Here is a 16,861-nt window from a genome sequence, read left to right on the forward strand (position 1 = left end):
TTTCCTATAGAGGAATTTCGGCAGATTCTTTGGCTTATAGAAGCTTCCTGAACATATTACCAGCTAGGGATTACAGAACCTTTGAATTCCTCTTCGATGAATTGACGTACTTCATCAGATTGGTAAGCCTCAACGAACTTTTTAATTGTTGGATCATTTTCATTTTCAGCACGCACGACAATATAGTTCACGTATGGAGAATCAGTAGATTCCAATAAAATAGAGTCATCTTTAGGGTTAATACCAGCTTCTAATGCAAAGTTTGTATTAATAGCTGCTACGTCTACTTCACTAAGTTGTTTAGGAATTTGAGCTGCCTCTAATTCAATGAATTTTAAATTCTTTTTGTTTTCTTCTACATCACGAATCGAGGCTGTTAAGTCTGCGCCATCTTTTAACTTAATATAGCCAGCTTCCTGTAAAACAAAGAGGGCACGCGCTCCATTCGTTGGGTCATTTGGTAAGCCAAACGTTGCACCGTCAGGAATGTCATCAAAGGATTTATATTTTTCAGAGTAGATACCCATTGGATTTAAAATCGTTTTGCCCACTGGTACTAAATCTGTTTCATGATCTTTATTAAATGTATCCAGGAAAGGCTCGTGTTGATAGCTGTTCGCATCAAGATCACCTTCAGCTAAGGATGTATTAGGTAAAACATAGTCAGAAAATGATTTTAGCTCTACTTCTAGCCCGTTTTCTTTTGCTACTTTAGCGGCTACTTCTGCAATTTGTTCGTGTGGACCAGAAGTGACGCCTACAACGATTTTCTTTTCATCAATTCCTTCAGCTTGGCTTTTACTATCTTCTTTAGAGCCACAGCCTGCTAAAGCTGCTACTAATGTTAAACTTGCTAAACCTACTAAAAATTTATTTTTCTTTTTCATGAAAATACCTCCAAGATTGTTTTTATCGGTTTTTTGAAAATAAAAAAACTCTCTTACAAATTAAGAGAGGCTCATGAAAAGATGTCCTCTCTTATCTATCAAACGAAGTTCGTTTGCAGGATTTAGCACCTTCCTTTAAAAAGGAGGTTGCCGAGCTTCATAGGGCCAGTCCCTCAGCTACTCTTGATAAGAGATTTATAATATTTTTTTGTAATTCCGATAGAACTAATATAATTTATAGGGTATAGTAAGTCAATAAATAATTTTTTAATTTTTTATATAATTATAATATTTCGACGCAAAAGAGGGATAACGATGTCTGTAAGAGTTAATTATGGTATAGGTTCATTTGGTAAGGTTATTAGTGCTCGTTTTCTAACAGGAACAGATATCATTGAAGGGATTGAAGCGCTTTGCGAAGAGAATAATATAGCGTCAGCCACAATTGTAAGCTGTATTGGCAGCTTTCAAAAAAGTAGCTTTGTTTATTTAGTGCCAGATGCAACAGCTCAAATTCAAGTTCGTTTTAGTGATGTGATGGAAAAAGAGGGACCATTAGAATTTATTCAAGGTTCAGGTGTGGTGTGTAAACGAGATGGTGGATATGAGACACATTTCCATGGCTCTATGAGTGATCAATGGGGTGTTGTATCAGGTGGGCATTTAATAAAAGGGGGAAACCCTGTTATTACTGCTGACATAGTGTTGGCAGAGGTACAAGGTATTCAACATATTCGAAAATGGGATGATGAAACAGGTCATGCTCAATTTTATCCATTAGAAAATGGTTTAGGGCAACCAAGGAAAATTGAAAAATAATAATAATCCTGTAGCTAGAGATAGCTACAGGATACGTCTTATTTATCTATTAAACAATTGTAATTGCTCGATTCTATGGACTGCTTCACGTAAGCGCTCCTCACTAACCAGCAACCCTACGCGTACATAGCCTTCACCATATTGACCGAAGCCATTACCTGCTGCTACAGCGATATCAGCTTTTTCGAGCAAAAGATCAGCGAACTGTTCACTTGTATAGCCTAGTGGTACCGGGAGCCATGCGAAGAAGGAGCCTTTTGGAGCCGTAACATGCCAGCCAATTCTTCGAGCTTCTTCAATGAGTACATTTCGGCGACGCTCATAAGTAGCTCGTAGTTCATCCGCACATTGTTGGGAACCTGTCAGTGCTACTGCTGCGGCTTGTTGAATGGCAGGGAATTGGCTACAAAACAGATGATCCTGAATAAGATTAATAGCAGCAATTATCTCGGCATTCCCTACAGCGAAGCCTATACGCCAGCCAGCCATATTATAGGTTTTCGATAGGGTATACATTTCAACTCCTACTTCTTTTGCACCCTTTGCTTGAAGGAAGCTAACTGGTTTATTACCGTCAAATCCTATTGCCCCATAAGCAAAATCATGTGATACGATAATATTGTGTTCCTTTGCAAAGCGAACAGTCTCTTCAAAAAACGCAAGTGATGCTGTACCTCCTGTAGGGTTGTTCGGGTAATTTAAGTAAAGAAGCTTTGCCTTTTCTTTCACTTCATCAGGTAATGCATCATAATCAGGTAAGAAATCGTTTTCGGCAAAAAGTGGCATCACTTCAAAATTGACGTCTCCTAGTACAACACCTGATAGGTAATCTGGATAGCCAGGGTCTGGTAAGAGCATCGTGTCACCAGGGTTTAACACTGCTAAAGGTAACTCAACTAGACCAATTTTTGTTCCACCAAGAATCGCTACCTCTGTATCTGGATTTAGTTCTACCTGATATTCACGTTGATAAAAGTCGGCAGCAGCTTGGCGTAATTCAGCGAGACCTCTAAATGGTGAATATTTGTGGTTTTGAGGATTTTCAGCCGCTTCCTGTAATGCTTGAATGATGTGAGTAGGCGTTGGCTGATCGGGATTTCCTTGCCCAAGGTTAATGACATCACGCCCTTCTTCTAGGGCCAAGTTTACTTTTTGAACGAGTGCTGCAAAAAATTGAGTGGGTAGTTGCTGTAGTTTTTTCGAGAATTCCATGCATGATCACCTTTTTCAGAATATAATAATTATTATTGAAGAATATGAAGCAAATAGTATTACTTTTTCTGTTAATTGTCTAGAGGAGGAATGGATATGAAAATCGGATGTATTCAATTAAATGTTGGCTTTGGCAAAGTTGAAGAAAATTTTGCGCGTGCTGAGGAGAAGATTCATGAAGCTGCAAAACAAGGGGCAGAAATTATTGTGTTACCTGAAATGTGGAATACAGGCTATGCTTTGGAAAAACTGTCTGAGCTAGCAGATATCAATGGTGAGCGGACAAAGGCCTTTTTGGCTAAACTTGCTAAGGAACTTGATGTACATATTGTAGGGGGCTCTGTTTCAACAAAGAAAGGTGACAAATTTTATAATACGATGTATACCTTCGATCGTAATGGAGAGCTTGTTGGGGAATATAGTAAGGCACATCTTTTCCGTTTAATGGACGAGCATCTTTACTTAGAGGCAGGGAATGAAATGAATCGTTTTGCTCTAGGTGACATTGAAGCTGCTGGTGTTATTTGCTATGATATTCGCTTCCCAGAATGGTTACGAGCCCATGCATTACAAGGAGCAAAGGTATTATTTGTACCAGCGCAGTGGCCAACTCCAAGGATTGACCATTGGAAAACATTGCTACAGGCTCGGGCAATTGAAAATCAATGCTTTGTCATAGCCGTTAATCGTATTTCAAAAAAGGTAGAAAATTTTAATGGGCAATCCATGATTATTCAGCCTTGGGGAGAAGTACTTTGGGTTGGTGCTGAGGACGAGGAAATAGCGGTGATCGATGTAGACTTTTCTATTGTCGATGAAGTACGTGGAAGAATCCCTGTTTACGATGATCGCAGACCTGAACTGTATCAGGATGTAGTTGTGAAAGGGTAATAAAGGGGCACGCTTAGGAAGGTAGATAGCCTTTTGAGCGTGCCAACTTTTTTCTAGCGCTTATCCTCGATCAATGAATTGGCTAGTAGCATAAATTCAAGTGTAATGCGGTTATGCCCATTCATAAAATTTTTACCTAGTAAACTTTCAAGCTTTTTTAAGCGGTGATAGAGTGTTTGACGAACAATAAACAATTGATTCGCTGTTTGCTGTTTAGAGCCATTTGTTTGTAAATACACCTGCAATGTTTCGAGAAGCTTACTATTATATTTTTCATCGTATTCAATAACTGGCTGTAAATAGTCGTAAATCACTTCCTGTAAATCCACCTGCATTTGTAATTTATAGATTAAATGATATAAATGCAGGTCATCGTAAAAGAACGAGGACGTTTGTACTTTTCGACAAATATATAAGGTTTCTAGTGCAGTTTGATAGCTTTTAGGAATTTCATCTACATCACAAACAACCTTCCCAATAGCTATCTGATAACCTTGTGCTTGCTGCTTTTTATAAAATTCAGTTTTGGCCAAGGAGCAAAACATGTTATTTAACATATCACGAATGGCTTTACTATCTTTTGTATGCAGTAAAATAAAAATAACATAGCTTTTTCTTTCAAATAAAAATGGAATAAAGCCATGTTGCTCAAACAGATTACGGTAATAAAGCTTACTATAGACAACATCCTCCTGTGCCTTTGTCAATGTATTAGGAGAAGCCAAAATAAAGACAGTGCCACTAGATTGTGTATAGTTAGCATAATGTGTAACGATAAATTTATAAATTTCCTCCTTAGACAGTTTTTGATCAATCCAATCAGCTAAAATCGAAGCATCCTCAATATTCTTTTTTTCCTCAATATAAAACTCTCGCATTAAAAGCTGTGCCAACGCTGTTGCTGTACGATCTAATATTAATAATTCAAATTCAGAGAAAAGCCCATCTTTTCGATAAATTGATAAATCGGCATAATGTTGATCAAATAGAAAAATAGGCTCATGTTTAAATTGCTGAGTCGATGTATTCAATGTTAGGAATTGCTGCCGCTTTTTATATGCCAAATTCGGGAAAAAGACAGGTTCTCTTCCCTTAATGGAAAACATAATTTGTATTTTTATTTCATTATACATATTTTGTAAAATATCGTCCGTGTTTTGTCCCAATACTGCATTTTTGTTCAATGTTTGTGAGTAAGCTTCTAGTGAAGAAATCAATAGATATTGCTGATTGATAATTTGGCTATGTAAATCCTGTGTAATACGAACGAAAGGAACTGCTTCATGGAAAACAATAATAGGAAACTGGTGGCGGTTGGCAAGCGTTAAAATCGCTTCAGGTACTGCTTGAATAGAGGTGCCATATTCAATACAAAGTGCAGCACATTTTTTTTGAATGATGGCTTCTATAAAGGATACGAAGTCCTCAATACTATGTTGGAGACTAAGCCCTGTAGTTAATACTAACTCTTCACCAACTAAAAAATTATCAACATGTATGATTTCTAGTACATGCACCCATTTAACGCTCCTTGTTAATCCCTCATGACCTGCAATTACCTCCGCATTTTGAAAATATTTATTCTGTAAAACGTCTAGTACTTTTAGTTGAAATGGGCTCAATTTTGCCCCTCCTTTCGATATGCATCTCTGTAATTAAAGTTCAATAATTTCTGCTTGGTGCTACAAATTTTCTTATAAAATCGGTTTAAAATTATTTTAAGAATATTTAGTCTATTTTACATTATGTATAAAACAAAAGTATAGAATTTTACAGTTTGTCTATTACTTCAACGTTATGAAAGATGTAAGATTTTTGTAAGCGATCAAGTAATCTACTAAAAGAGGTGACAGATATGGGGCAACAAACGCATTTGCAAAGAGGATTAAAAAAGCGGCATATGACGATGATTGCGATTGCCGGAGTAATCGGTGCTGGCCTATTTATGGGAAGTGGCTCGGTCATTAACCTAGCTGGCCCAGGGGCAATTTTATCGTATATATTTGCAGGAATTATCGTTGTATTAGTTATGCGTATGCTAGGTGAGATGGCGGCTGTCAATCCAACGAGTGGGTCGTTTGCACACTATGCACATGAAGCCATTGGTCCGTGGGCAGGTTTTATGATTGGATGGCTGTACTGGTTTTTCTGGGTGATTGCGATTGCTTTAGAGGCAACAGCGGCAGCAGCCATTATTCAATATTGGTATGACGGGATTCCTTTATGGCTATTAAGTCTGTTATTAACCGTAGCACTTACTTTAACAAATGTTCTTTCTGTCAAAGCTTTTGGTGAGTTTGAGTATTGGTTCTCTCTTATTAAGGTTGCAAGTATAGTCGTTTTTCTTGGTCTCGGTGCATTTATTATTTTTGGTATCGCCCCCAACTTTAATGCTGTAGGTATGACCAACTTAGTTGAACAGGGCGGTTTTTTACCAAACGGTTTTGGCGCTGTTCTAATGGGTGTGGTCATAGTTATCTTTTCTTTTATGGGGACAGAGATCGTGGCCATTGCTGCTGGTGAATCGGATGAACCTTTAGCAGCTGTTACGAAAGCTACCAATTCTATTACTTGGCGTATTTTAATTTTTTATGTGGGTTCTATAGCAGTTGTTGTGACGCTATTGCCTTGGCATTCTTCAGATATTTTAACAAGTCCTTATGTAGCGGTACTTGACTATATTGGTATTCCTGCTGCTGCACAAATTATGAATTTTGTTGTTTTAACTGCAGTATTATCGTGCCTAAATTCAGCACTTTATGCTACCTCACGAATGGTATTTTCTTTAGCGGAAAAAGGAGAAGCACCAAAAGCGTTTTTAAAATTAAACAAAAATGGTGCACCTGTCAATGCTATACTTGCCGCAACATTTTTCTCGTATATTGCGGTCATAATGAATTATGTTTCGCCAGATAAAGTCTTTATGTTTTTATTAAGTTCTTGTAGTGCTATTACGTTAATTCTTTATTTAATCATTGCCTTTTCACAATTAAGAATGCGACGAAAGATTGAACAAGAAAATCCAGAGCTATTAAAGGTGAAGATGTGGCTATTTCCGTATTTAACGTATTTCACAATACTAGCCACAACAGCATTACTCATTGCGATGTTCTTTATAGAGTCAATGCGCTCACAAATTTTATTTACATGCGTTATTGTGGCCATTGTGATGATGTTCTATATGCTTACTCAAAAGAAAAAGGTGATTAAACAAGCCGATGAATCAAGTTCCCTTTTCACAAAAGACGAGTTTGATTTTGAACAATAAGACGATGAAGGAGTGATCCATTATGACAGTTCAGCAAGAAATGAAAACGCTAACACATTTTATCAAAGGAGAAGAGGTAGCAGGTACAAGTAACAGATTCTCAGAAGTATATAATCCATCAACAGGTGAGGTCATTGCAAGAGTACCGCTTGCTTCAAGAGACGAGGTAAAGCATGCTATTCAGCTTGCAAAAGAAGCCTTTCCAGCATGGAAAAAAACATCCATTGGTAAGCGGGTAGAAGTATTACATCGATTCCGTCAGCTGTTAGTAGAAAAGCAGGAAGAGCTTATCGCTGTGATTTGCCAGGAAAGTGGGAAAACAAAGGAAGATGCGAAAGGTGAAATTGTTCGGGGGATTGAATCAGTGGATATGGCAATCAGTGCCCCACAAATGCTAAAAGGGGAGTACTCGGTTAATGTGGGTGGTAATATTAATGCCTTTTCTGCCAAGTCGCCACTTGGCGTAGTGGCTACCATCGCACCATTTAATTTCCCTGTTATGGTACCTCTCGCTATTACAAGTATGGCTGTTGCAGTGGGGAATGCCGTTATTCTAAAGCCATCTGAACGTGTACCTATTTCAGCATTATATTTAAGTCAATTATGGAAAGAGGCAGGTCTGCCAGACGGTATTTGGACAGTTATCAATGGTGACAAAGAGGCAGTGGATGAATTGTTAGAAAACAAAGAGATTCAAGCTATCTCATTTGTTGGTTCCACGCCTGTTGCTGAATATATTTATCAAACTGGGACAAAGCACAATAAACGTGTGGCAGCATTTGGTGGTGGGAAGAATTTCATGATTGTTATGCCAGACGCCAATTTAGAACAGACAGCAAATGCTTTTTTAGGAGCAGCATATGGCGCAGCATCTCAGCGCTGTATGGCTATTTCCGGTGCACTTGTTGTAGGCAAGGATACGGAGCAACGTTTTACGGAAATATTGAAAAATAAAATTTCTCAACTAAAGGTAGGGCCTTATACAGAGCAAGACGTCGATTTTGGTCCAGTCATCACTAAACAGTCCAAGGATACAATTATACGCTATATCGATGGGGCAGTCAGTGAAGGGGCAAATCTTGTCATCGACGGAAGAAATCCAAAAGTATGTGAAACGTCTAATGGTTTTTATCTTGGTCCTACTTTACTTAATCATGTCACACCAGAAATGACGATCTTCAAAGAGGAGGTCTTTGGTCCAGCACGTATTGTAGTGGGGGTGGACTCTCTACAAAAGGCTATCGATTTAATAAATGATCATGAGCTTGGTAATGGTGTCACAATGTTTACAAGCAGTGGAGCGGCGGCGCGTAAATTCCAAGAAGAAATAGAAGTGGGCATGGTAGGGGTTAATGTGCCAATCCCAATCCCAGTTGGCTATCACAACTTTGGTGGATGGAAACGATCTAAGTTTGGTGAAGGGCATATGTTTGGCCCCGATCAGGCGAGATTCTTTACAAAGGCAAAAACGATTTCTGAACGTTGGCCCGATGAGACAGAGGATACAGCAAGCTCCTTTGCGTTCCCAAGTAATGACGATGCGAAAAACTAATGTAAGAAAAATAATAGTAAGGGGTGTTTGGCGATGACGCAGATCAATCTTAAAAGTGATGTATTAGTAAAGGATGAGCAATATGTATGGCATTCCATGAAACCTTATAATCCGCAGGCTACGTATGTGGTGGAGAAATCTGATGGTGCAAGAATCACTGATACAGATGGTGTAGAATATATTGATGCGATGGCTGGGCTATGGTGTGTCAACGTTGGTTATGGTCGTAAAGAATTAGCGGATGCAGCACATGAACAAATGATGAAAAATGCATATGCACCTTTATCTCAGGGACATTTGCCTGCAGTAGAATTAGCTGAAAAGCTAAATGAAATGCTTGGTGGCGATTACGTTATTTTCTTCTCTAATAGTGGGTCAGAGGCAAATGAAACAGCATTTAAAATAGCGCGACAATATCATCAGCAAAAAGGGCAAAGTTCGCGCTATAAAGTTGTCTCTCGTTACCGTGCGTATCATGGTAACTCCTTTGGGGCATTAGCGGCAACAGGGCAGGCAGAACGTAAATATAAATATGAGCCACTGTCACCAGGTTTTATCCATGTTGCACCACCTGATCAATATCGTGAACATGAAAGTGATACGAGCGCGCCATTAGATTTAGCAAGTGTAAAGGCTGTAGATAAAACCATGACATGGGAACTGAGCGATACCATTGCAGCGATGATTTTAGAGCCTATTATTACAGGTGGTGGTGTCATTATGCCTCCAGAAAACTATTTAAAAGGTATTGAGGAAGTATGTAAAAAACACGGTGCTTTAATGATTGTGGATGAGGTTATTTGTGGTTTTGGTCGAACAGGTAAGCCCTTTGGATTTATGAATTATGGTGTAAAGCCTGATATTATTACGATGGCGAAAGGCATTACAAGTGCTTATTTACCACTATCAGCTACAGCGGTAAAGCGAGAAATATATGAGGCATTTACAGGCTCAGATGCATACGGCTATTTCCGCCATGTAAATACATTTGGTGGCTCACCAGTGGCATGTGCAGTCGCATTAAAAAATATTGAGATTCTTGAGCAAGAGGCGTTATTTGACCGTTCTAAGGAAATTGGTGCTGCAACACTTGAAGCATTGCAACAAGAATTACAGCATCACCCAAATGTAGGGGATGTACGAGGCAAAGGTTTATTGATTGGAATTGAATTAGTGGTAGATAAAGTTTCGAAAGAACCTTTACCCGTGGAGAAAGTGAATGCTGTCATTGCAGCATGTAAAGGGCAAGGGGTCATCATTGGGAAAAATGGAGCTACCGTAGCAGGGTTTAATAATGTCTTAACGTTATCACCACCACTTAATATTGCACAAGAAGATCTTGACCGCATATTAAATGTGGTTGTGAATAGTTTAAATACGCTATAGTGACTATTCATAAAAGTTCTAAAAGCCGAGTAATTAAGGCTTTTAGAGCTTTTATTGTAGTACTTTGGAGCATAAATGAGCTAAAGGGATAATTATTATAGCTCAATAAAAATAATTATAAAATTCAGAAATTTATTAAAATAATACTGGAAATATTAGATTTCATAGTTTATAGTTGTTAAAAAATAATTAATTTTCTGATAAAAATTTTAAGAAATGTCCTGATAGGGTATATTTTTTTAATTACTTATTTTCAGCAGTGGAATAAATACATCTTGTAATTTGAACTATACTTTCTGATTAAAAGCAATTGTGATAGTTGAGGAAGCGATGTCTTGCCTGAATTGAATTGTCTAATCATAAGAAAATATAGTTAATTTTTTACCTACTTATTTTCAGCAGTGGAGAAAATAAATGTTTTTTGGTAATTATATTTCTTAATTTAAGTTATAAGAAATATTATTATATATTTTTACAAAGGGAGTAGATGAGATGAATTATGTTAAAAAATTGGTTTTTGTCATTCTATGTACGTTGCTTTTAGCGGCATGCGCAGAGAAAGACAATTCTAACGCATCAAATACTGGAGATAAGTCTACTACAGAATCAGGTACAGCTAGTTCTAAAAATGAACTTGTCATCGCTGTAAATGAAAATTTTATTTCAATGGATCCGCATAACACAGGGGATACGAATTCGAGTTCTGTACAGGAGACAATGCTAGAAGGTTTGCTTGGCTTCGATGCAGATGGACAAATTATTAAGGTTTTAGCAGATGACTATTCAATTAGTGAAGACGCTCTAGTCTATACGTTCAAACTTAAAGAAGGGGTTACTTTCCATGACGGGGAACAGTTTAATGCTGAAGCTGTAAAGGTCAACATTGAACGGATCATGAATGATGAAAGCTTACGTTTATATTCTCGTGGTTTTAGCTTAATCAGCAATGTTGAAATTCTAAGTGACTATGAAATTAAAGTTACTTTAAAAGAACCATATGGACCAATGATTACGCGATTCGGCGTTGCCAAAATGATTAGTCCAAAAATGATTAAAGAAAATTCAGCAGATATACCTAAAAAACCTGTTGGTACAGGACCATATAAATTTGTTGAATGGGTACAAGGAGACCATTTAACAATTGAAAACTTTGATGGCTATTGGGATGGTGGAGAACGTGTTGCTAAAATCACCTATAAACCAGTGCCAGAAAATGGGTCGCGCGTAGCGATGCTAAAAGCGGGTGATGCTCAGGTTATCTATCCAGTGCCAGCACAAAATATTGATGAGCTTTCTAATAGTAAAGATGTAGAGGTGAATAAGGTTCCTTCTACAATTGCACATTATGTCTCATTAAATACCTATAAAAAACCTTTGGATGATATTAAAGTTCGACAAGCCTTTAACTATGCGGTGGACAAGGATGCTTATTTAAAAGTGGTGAATGCAGGGCTGGGTTTACCATTAGACTCCATTATTCCTTCTAAAACCGTTTATTATAAGCAGCAAAAAATGTATGAACACAATATTGAAAAGGCAAAAGAATTATTGGCTGAGGCAGGCTATCCAGATGGCTTCGATATTGAAATCTGGGGGAACACAAACTCAGATACGATGAAGGGTATGCAGTTTATTCAACAACAGTTAGGTCAAATCGGTGTAAAAGTAGAAATTAAATCAATGGAAGAAGGAACTTTATCAGACGAAATCTATGGTGCACAAACACCAGATGATGCGAAATTACAAATGTGGTATGTGAGTTGGTCAGCGTATGCTTCGGATATAACGAATGCAACAAAGCCTCTTTTCCATAGCGTATCATTCCCACCAAATGGTGCAAATACAGCTTATTATCATAATACGGAGGCAGATCAATTAATGGATGAAGCTAATTCTATTTCAGATGTAGATCGCCAAGCTGAACTATATGAAAAATTACAGGAAATCGTTTATCAAGATACACCTTGGATTTTCTTAGGGGTAGATGAAGTTGTATATGGTGTACGTTCAAATGTGAGCGGTGTACTAGTAAACCCTACAGGTGGACTTGATGTGAAGAATGCCAAAGTGGAGTAATGAACAGTAAAAGGAATTGATGCTCGTCAATTCCTTTTCTACAAAAATAGAAAGGAGGAAGGCCGCATGTGGAAGTATGTAGCAAGAAGAACTGTTGAAATGATACCGATATTAATTGTCATTTCCATATTAACATTCTTATTTATTCATTTCATACCAGGTGACCCTGCACGATTAGTAGCTGGTAAGGATGCCACGCTAGAAGATGTTGAAAATGTACGCCATGAGTTAGGTTTAGATAAACCCATTCTTAAACAATACATGGATTATATGAAAAATCTTGTGACGGGTGAGCTTGGAACATCCTTAACAACAGGACTACCTGTCATAGATATGTTTAAAACAAGGTTTATGCCTTCTCTTCATCTTACTTTCCTTTCCATGTTTTGGGCTACATTAATGGGTTTGGTGATTGGTGTTCTTTCTGCCATCAATAAAAACAAATGGCCTGATTATTTTGGAATGGTAACGGCTGTTTCTGGCATTTCGATTCCGGGATTTTGGCTGGGCTTATTATTGATTCAATTATTTTCAGTGCAGCTAGGGTTATTTCCAACAGGTGGATTAGACGGCTTTTCTAGTTATATTTTACCCTCCTTGACCTTAGGAGCTGGCATTATGTCAATGATCGCTCGATTTACTCGTTCTTCTATGCTTGAAACGTTACAAGCAGATTTTATAAGAACAGGGAGAGCAAAAGGACTGAAAGAACACTCCGTTATTGTGACCCATGCTTTAAGAAATTCCTTGATTTCTGTGGTAACTGTAGCAGGCTTACAATTTGGATTTCTCTTAGGAGGATCGGTGGTAGTGGAGACAGTTTTTAGTTTTCCAGGAATGGGACGACTTCTAATCGATTCGATTGCCTTTCGAGATTATCCCGTCATTCAGTCTGCACTGCTGTTATTTGCATTTGAATTTATTTTAGTCAATTTAATTGTTGATGTGCTTTATACCGTGTTAAATCCAAAAATCCAATTAAATTCTTAAGGGAGGGAACAAAATGACTTCACCAACTACTGTGCAAAATAGCCAAGTGCAAAATACACAAAGAAAATACTCTCCTCTTAAAGAATTTTGGAAGTCTTTTAAAAAACAAAAGGCTGCTTTGGTAGCAAGTATCTTTATAGGATTGTTAATTGTAGTCGCCATTATTGGACCTTATATCGCACCGTACGACCCTTTTGAACCAAATTATGATGCTTTATTAGAGGGACCAAGTGCAAGTCATTTGGCAGGAACGGACGAGTATGGTCGAGATATTTTTAGTCGTTTGATAGTAGGCGCAAAAATATCCTTGATGGTGAGTTTCAGTGCCGTATTTTTAGGCTTAATACTAGGAATTATTTTAGGTTTAATTAGCGGTTACTTTGGTGGGTGGATTGACAAAATCATCATGCGTAGCTGTGATGTACTGTTTTCATTCCCTGATTTATTGTTAGCGATTGCCATTGTAGCCTTATTGGGCCCTGGTATTAATAATGTCATCATTGCTGTGATGATCTTTAGTGTGCCATCTTTTGCACGTTTAGTTAGAGGTGCTACATTGAATGCGAAAGAGAATGTATACGTAGAGGCAGCACAATCAATGGGAGCTTCACATGTTAGAGTGCTGTGGAAACATATTTTCCCTGAAACCATTAGTGAATTAATCATTTTTGTCACAATGCGTATAGGAACAGCCATTGTAGCAGCTTCTGGTTTAAGTTTTTTAGGCTTAGGTGCAAGCCCTGAAATGCCTGAGTGGGGAGTCATGCTAAGTAGTGGGCGTGACTATTTAGGAACATCTTCGCACGTAGTCATCATGCCAGGCATTGCCATATTTTTAACCGTACTAGCATTTAACTTAATAGGTGATGGATTACGAGATGTATTAGATCCAAAAATAAAAAATAATTAAGGAGAATGCCTATGCCAGAACATGTATTGCGAGTAAGTGACTTAGAAACGTCCTTTACGCGTGATAATAAGGAAATCAAGATTTTAAGAGGTGTCAATTTTTCCATCGGTAAAGGAGAGATAGTAGGCTTAGTGGGAGAATCGGGCAGTGGAAAAAGCTTAACATCGTTATCCATCATGCAATTATTTCACGGTACTACAGGCAAAATCGTCAATGGCTCTATCCATTTTAATGGGCATGACTTGACGAAAATGTCCGAATCAGAAATTCGGAAGATTCGTGGTAAGCAAATGGCCATGATTTTTCAAGAGCCCATGACTTCTTTAAATCCTGTCTTAAAAATAGGCAAGCAGTTAATGGAAGCAATTGAGATGCATTTGAAGCTGTCGAAGAACGAAAGTAAGCATCATGCAATCCAAATGTTAAAAAGCGTGGGCATAGGAAGGGCCGAGGAAATCATTTATGAATATCCACATCAGCTCTCAGGAGGAATGCGCCAGCGTGTAATGATTGCAATGGCTATGGCCTGCCACCCTAATTTACTTATTGCTGACGAACCAACCACTGCGCTCGATGTCACGATACAAGCTCAAATTTTAGAATTAATGAAAAAGCTAAAAGAAGAAAATGAGACAGCTATTTTATTAATTACACATGATTTAGGTGTTGTTGCGGAAATGTGCGATAGGGTAGTGGTCATGTATGCAGGGCAGGTTGTAGAGGAAGCAGATGTCTTTGAATTATTTGCTAGCCCCAAGCATCCCTATACAAAAGGTTTAATTGCATCTGTACCGAAAATTGGTGATAACAAAGAAGTATTAGATTCTATCAATGGTCAAGTACCATCCCCACAAAATATGCCGAATGGTTGTAAATTTGCTCCACGTTGTAATCAAGCGATGTCTATATGCCATCAGGAGAGTCCACCGACAGTAAAAATTTCAGCTACACGCCAATGTAGCTGCTGGCTATATGTGAAAAAGGATGTGGAAGTAAATGCCTAACAGTATATTAAAAGTGGAGAATTTAAAAAAGAGCTTTCAAATAGCCGGAGGGTTATTTCAAAAAAAGCAATATGTTAACGCGGTTATAGATGTTTCCTTTGAAATAGAGGAAGGTACGACATTCAGTCTAGTTGGAGAAAGTGGTTGTGGGAAATCTACTACAGGCAGATTAATTACTAGATTAATAGCACCAACGAATGGAAGTATCGTTGTGGATGGGAAAGAAGTAGCTACTGCAAAGCCATCTGAATTAAGGCACTTAAGGCAAACTGTTCATATGATTTTTCAGGACCCATATGCCTCATTGAATCCAAGAATGAAGGTCAAGGAGCTTGTTGGGGAACCTTTAGAAATTCATACAAAACTTTCGAAAGCAGAGCGTGAAAAACTAGTGCTTGAAATGCTGGAAGTCGTTGGATTAAATGCTGAACATGCCGATCGCTATGCACATGAGTTCAGTGGTGGACAAAGACAGCGTTTAGGTATTGCACGTGCTTTAATAACAAAGCCAAAATTAATTATTGCTGATGAGCCTGTGTCTGCGTTGGATGTATCTATACAATCGCAAATATTGAATCTATTAAAGCAATTACAGCAAGAATATAAAATATCGTATCTCTTTATTTCTCACGATTTAAGTGTTGTAGAGCATATTAGCCATTATATTGGGGTTATGTATTTAGGATCCATTGTAGAAATTGGGCGTAAAGAAACCATATTTCATGAACCAAAGCATCCATATACACAAGCGCTTATTGCTTCCGTACCAATTGCAGACCCAACATTACGAAAAAAGAAGATCGTTTTGACTGGTGATATTCCAAATCCTAAAAATCCGCCAAGTGGTTGTACCTTCCACACAAGGTGCCCCTTTGCATCAGATATATGTAAGCAAGCTATACCAGAAATGAAGAAAATTAACGAAGAGCAAAGTGTTGCATGTCACTTTGTTAACTAATGGAGAGGATGTTTATAAATGAAAATAGGGTTAAGCACATACAGCATGGTTAAAAAAATGAGACAGGGAGAGATGGATGTTCTGGATGTTTTACAATGGGTAGCAGACAACGGTGGTCAGCATGTAGAATTAGTGCCCTATGAATTTACTGTTGTAGATAACTATGAACTTGCAACTGAAATTAAAGATAAAGCAGCAGAGCTAGGATTAGAGTTATCCGCCTATTCGTTACCAGCTAACTTTATTCAGGATACAGAGGAAGCTTTTTTAGAAGAAGTTGAACGTTTAAAGAAACATATTGATGTAGTACATCATATGGGTATTCAGATTTTGCGCCATGACGTTACTCTTTTTACCTTACCAAAGGAGCAAACATCCATTCATTATTACAACGAGCACTTTGAAGAAATGGTTAGAGGCTGTCAGTTAATTGCAGATTACGCGAAACAATTTAATATTACGACAACGATTGAAAATCATGGCTTTAATGTTCAAACAAGTGATCGTGTACAACAATTAATTCATGCGGTAAACAGAGACAACTTTAAAACAACTTTAGATATCGGTAATTTTTTATGTATTGATGAAGAACCTCTCATTGGTGTTATGAAAAACATTCCTTATGCTGCTACGGTACATTTTAAAGATTTTTATATTCGTCCTTATTATGAAAATCCAGGTGAGGGCGAGTGGTTCCGTACAGTTCATAACAACTACATCAGAGGTGCTATTGTCGGACATGGCGATATAAATATTCGAGAAATTATTAAGCTCGTAAAAGGCAGTGGATATGATGGCTATCTTACTATTGAGTTTGAAGGAATGGAAGATTGTCAAGTTGGTTCAAAAATAGGAATGGATAATGTACGTCGTTTATGGGACGAATGCAAGCTCTAAAGGGGGAAAGT

The 16,861-nt window shown here is 37.8% G+C and carries 14 protein-coding genes and 1 riboswitch; of the genes, 11 read left to right on the top strand and 3 right to left on the bottom strand.

The features are described from left to right. Positions 1-56: 56 nt before the first annotated feature. On the bottom strand, positions 57-887 hold the full coding sequence (locus tag LCP48_RS02745) for a MetQ/NlpA family ABC transporter substrate-binding protein (RefSeq protein WP_004225511.1): 831 nt from the start codon (positions 885-887) through the stop codon (positions 57-59). Positions 888-975: 88 nt separating this feature from the next. After that, positions 976-1,080, bottom strand: a riboswitch (SAM riboswitch). Positions 1,081-1,202: 122 nt separating this feature from the next. Between LCP48_RS02745 and LCP48_RS02750 the strand changes: the two genes are divergently transcribed. Continuing rightward, positions 1,203-1,706 (top strand): PPC domain-containing DNA-binding protein, encoded by a 504-nt coding sequence (locus tag LCP48_RS02750; protein WP_004225507.1) that lies wholly within the window; start codon positions 1,203-1,205, stop codon positions 1,704-1,706. A gap of 42 nt (positions 1,707-1,748) precedes the next feature. Here LCP48_RS02750 and LCP48_RS02755 read toward each other — a convergent pair whose 3' ends face one another. Continuing rightward, positions 1,749-2,918, bottom strand: coding sequence for a pyridoxal phosphate-dependent aminotransferase (locus tag LCP48_RS02755; protein WP_004225505.1), 1,170 nt, complete (start codon positions 2,916-2,918; stop codon positions 1,749-1,751). 96 nt (positions 2,919-3,014) lie between these two features. On the opposite strand from LCP48_RS02755, the gene LCP48_RS02760 reads away from it, so the two are divergent. After that, entirely contained in the window at positions 3,015-3,809 is a 795-nt protein-coding gene (locus LCP48_RS02760) for a carbon-nitrogen family hydrolase (RefSeq protein ID WP_004225501.1), read from the top strand. A 53-nt stretch (positions 3,810-3,862) separates the two neighbouring features. On the opposite strand, the gene LCP48_RS02765 is transcribed toward LCP48_RS02760, so the two are convergent. Next, the gene (locus tag LCP48_RS02765; RefSeq protein ID WP_009371623.1) at positions 3,863-5,431 is read right to left on the bottom strand and encodes a PucR family transcriptional regulator; all 1,569 of its coding nucleotides are present in this window, start codon (positions 5,429-5,431) and stop codon (positions 3,863-3,865) included. A gap of 233 nt (positions 5,432-5,664) precedes the next feature. Between LCP48_RS02765 and LCP48_RS02770 the strand changes: the two genes are divergently transcribed. The 9 genes from LCP48_RS02770 (at position 5,665) to LCP48_RS02810 (ending at position 16,850) form a co-directional block, all read left to right on the top strand. Then, positions 5,665-7,077, top strand: coding sequence for an amino acid permease (locus LCP48_RS02770; protein ID WP_225340665.1), 1,413 nt, complete (start codon positions 5,665-5,667; stop codon positions 7,075-7,077). 22 nt (positions 7,078-7,099) lie between these two features. After that, positions 7,100-8,629, top strand: a complete 1,530-nt coding sequence (locus LCP48_RS02775) for a CoA-acylating methylmalonate-semialdehyde dehydrogenase (protein WP_004225494.1) — start codon at positions 7,100-7,102, stop codon at positions 8,627-8,629. A 33-nt stretch (positions 8,630-8,662) separates the two neighbouring features. Further along, positions 8,663-10,015: an aspartate aminotransferase family protein gene (locus LCP48_RS02780; protein WP_225340666.1), complete on the top strand. Its 1,353-nt coding sequence runs from the start codon at positions 8,663-8,665 to the stop codon at positions 10,013-10,015. Positions 10,016-10,507: 492 nt separating this feature from the next. After that, entirely contained in the window at positions 10,508-12,091 is a 1,584-nt protein-coding gene (locus tag LCP48_RS02785) for a glutathione ABC transporter substrate-binding protein (protein WP_009371622.1), read from the top strand. A gap of 66 nt (positions 12,092-12,157) precedes the next feature. Then, entirely contained in the window at positions 12,158-13,081 is a 924-nt protein-coding gene (gene nikB, locus LCP48_RS02790; RefSeq protein WP_004225489.1) for a nickel ABC transporter permease, read from the top strand. 13 nt (positions 13,082-13,094) lie between these two features. Further along, positions 13,095-13,991, top strand: a complete 897-nt coding sequence (locus LCP48_RS02795) for an ABC transporter permease subunit (protein ID WP_225340667.1) — start codon at positions 13,095-13,097, stop codon at positions 13,989-13,991. 11 nt (positions 13,992-14,002) lie between these two features. Further along, positions 14,003-14,995 carry an ABC transporter ATP-binding protein gene (locus LCP48_RS02800; RefSeq protein ID WP_004225486.1) on the top strand — a complete coding sequence of 331 codons (993 nt, stop codon included), beginning with the start codon at positions 14,003-14,005 and terminating at the stop codon, positions 14,993-14,995. Continuing rightward, the gene (locus LCP48_RS02805; RefSeq protein ID WP_225340668.1) at positions 14,988-15,953 is read left to right on the top strand and encodes an ABC transporter ATP-binding protein; all 966 of its coding nucleotides are present in this window, start codon (positions 14,988-14,990) and stop codon (positions 15,951-15,953) included. The genes LCP48_RS02800 and LCP48_RS02805 overlap by 8 nt, the downstream gene beginning before the upstream one ends. Before the next feature lie 18 nt (positions 15,954-15,971). Beyond that, entirely contained in the window at positions 15,972-16,850 is an 879-nt protein-coding gene (locus LCP48_RS02810; protein ID WP_004225483.1) for a sugar phosphate isomerase/epimerase family protein, read from the top strand. Positions 16,851-16,861: the final 11 nt, after the last annotated feature.

Origin of the sequence: Lysinibacillus capsici (assembly GCF_020217405.1) — a bacterium.
GTDB classification, from domain to species: domain Bacteria; phylum Bacillota; class Bacilli; order Bacillales_A; family Planococcaceae; genus Lysinibacillus; species Lysinibacillus capsici.

Coding starts and splice junctions, on each gene's coding strand:
- LCP48_RS02745 (WP_004225511.1), bottom strand. CDS start 887: ATGAAAAAGAAAAATAAATTTTTAGTAGGTTTAGCAAGTTTAACATTA.
- LCP48_RS02750 (WP_004225507.1), top strand. CDS start 1,203: ATGTCTGTAAGAGTTAATTATGGTATAGGTTCATTTGGTAAGGTTATT.
- LCP48_RS02755 (WP_004225505.1), bottom strand. CDS start 2,918: ATGGAATTCTCGAAAAAACTACAGCAACTACCCACTCAATTTTTTGCA.
- LCP48_RS02760 (WP_004225501.1), top strand. CDS start 3,015: ATGAAAATCGGATGTATTCAATTAAATGTTGGCTTTGGCAAAGTTGAA.
- LCP48_RS02770 (WP_225340665.1), top strand. CDS start 5,665: ATGGGGCAACAAACGCATTTGCAAAGAGGATTAAAAAAGCGGCATATG.
- LCP48_RS02775 (WP_004225494.1), top strand. CDS start 7,100: ATGACAGTTCAGCAAGAAATGAAAACGCTAACACATTTTATCAAAGGA.
- LCP48_RS02780 (WP_225340666.1), top strand. CDS start 8,663: ATGACGCAGATCAATCTTAAAAGTGATGTATTAGTAAAGGATGAGCAA.
- LCP48_RS02785 (WP_009371622.1), top strand. CDS start 10,508: ATGAATTATGTTAAAAAATTGGTTTTTGTCATTCTATGTACGTTGCTT.
- nikB (WP_004225489.1), top strand. CDS start 12,158: ATGTGGAAGTATGTAGCAAGAAGAACTGTTGAAATGATACCGATATTA.
- LCP48_RS02795 (WP_225340667.1), top strand. CDS start 13,095: ATGACTTCACCAACTACTGTGCAAAATAGCCAAGTGCAAAATACACAA.
- LCP48_RS02800 (WP_004225486.1), top strand. CDS start 14,003: ATGCCAGAACATGTATTGCGAGTAAGTGACTTAGAAACGTCCTTTACG.
- LCP48_RS02805 (WP_225340668.1), top strand. CDS start 14,988: ATGCCTAACAGTATATTAAAAGTGGAGAATTTAAAAAAGAGCTTTCAA.
- LCP48_RS02810 (WP_004225483.1), top strand. CDS start 15,972: ATGAAAATAGGGTTAAGCACATACAGCATGGTTAAAAAAATGAGACAG.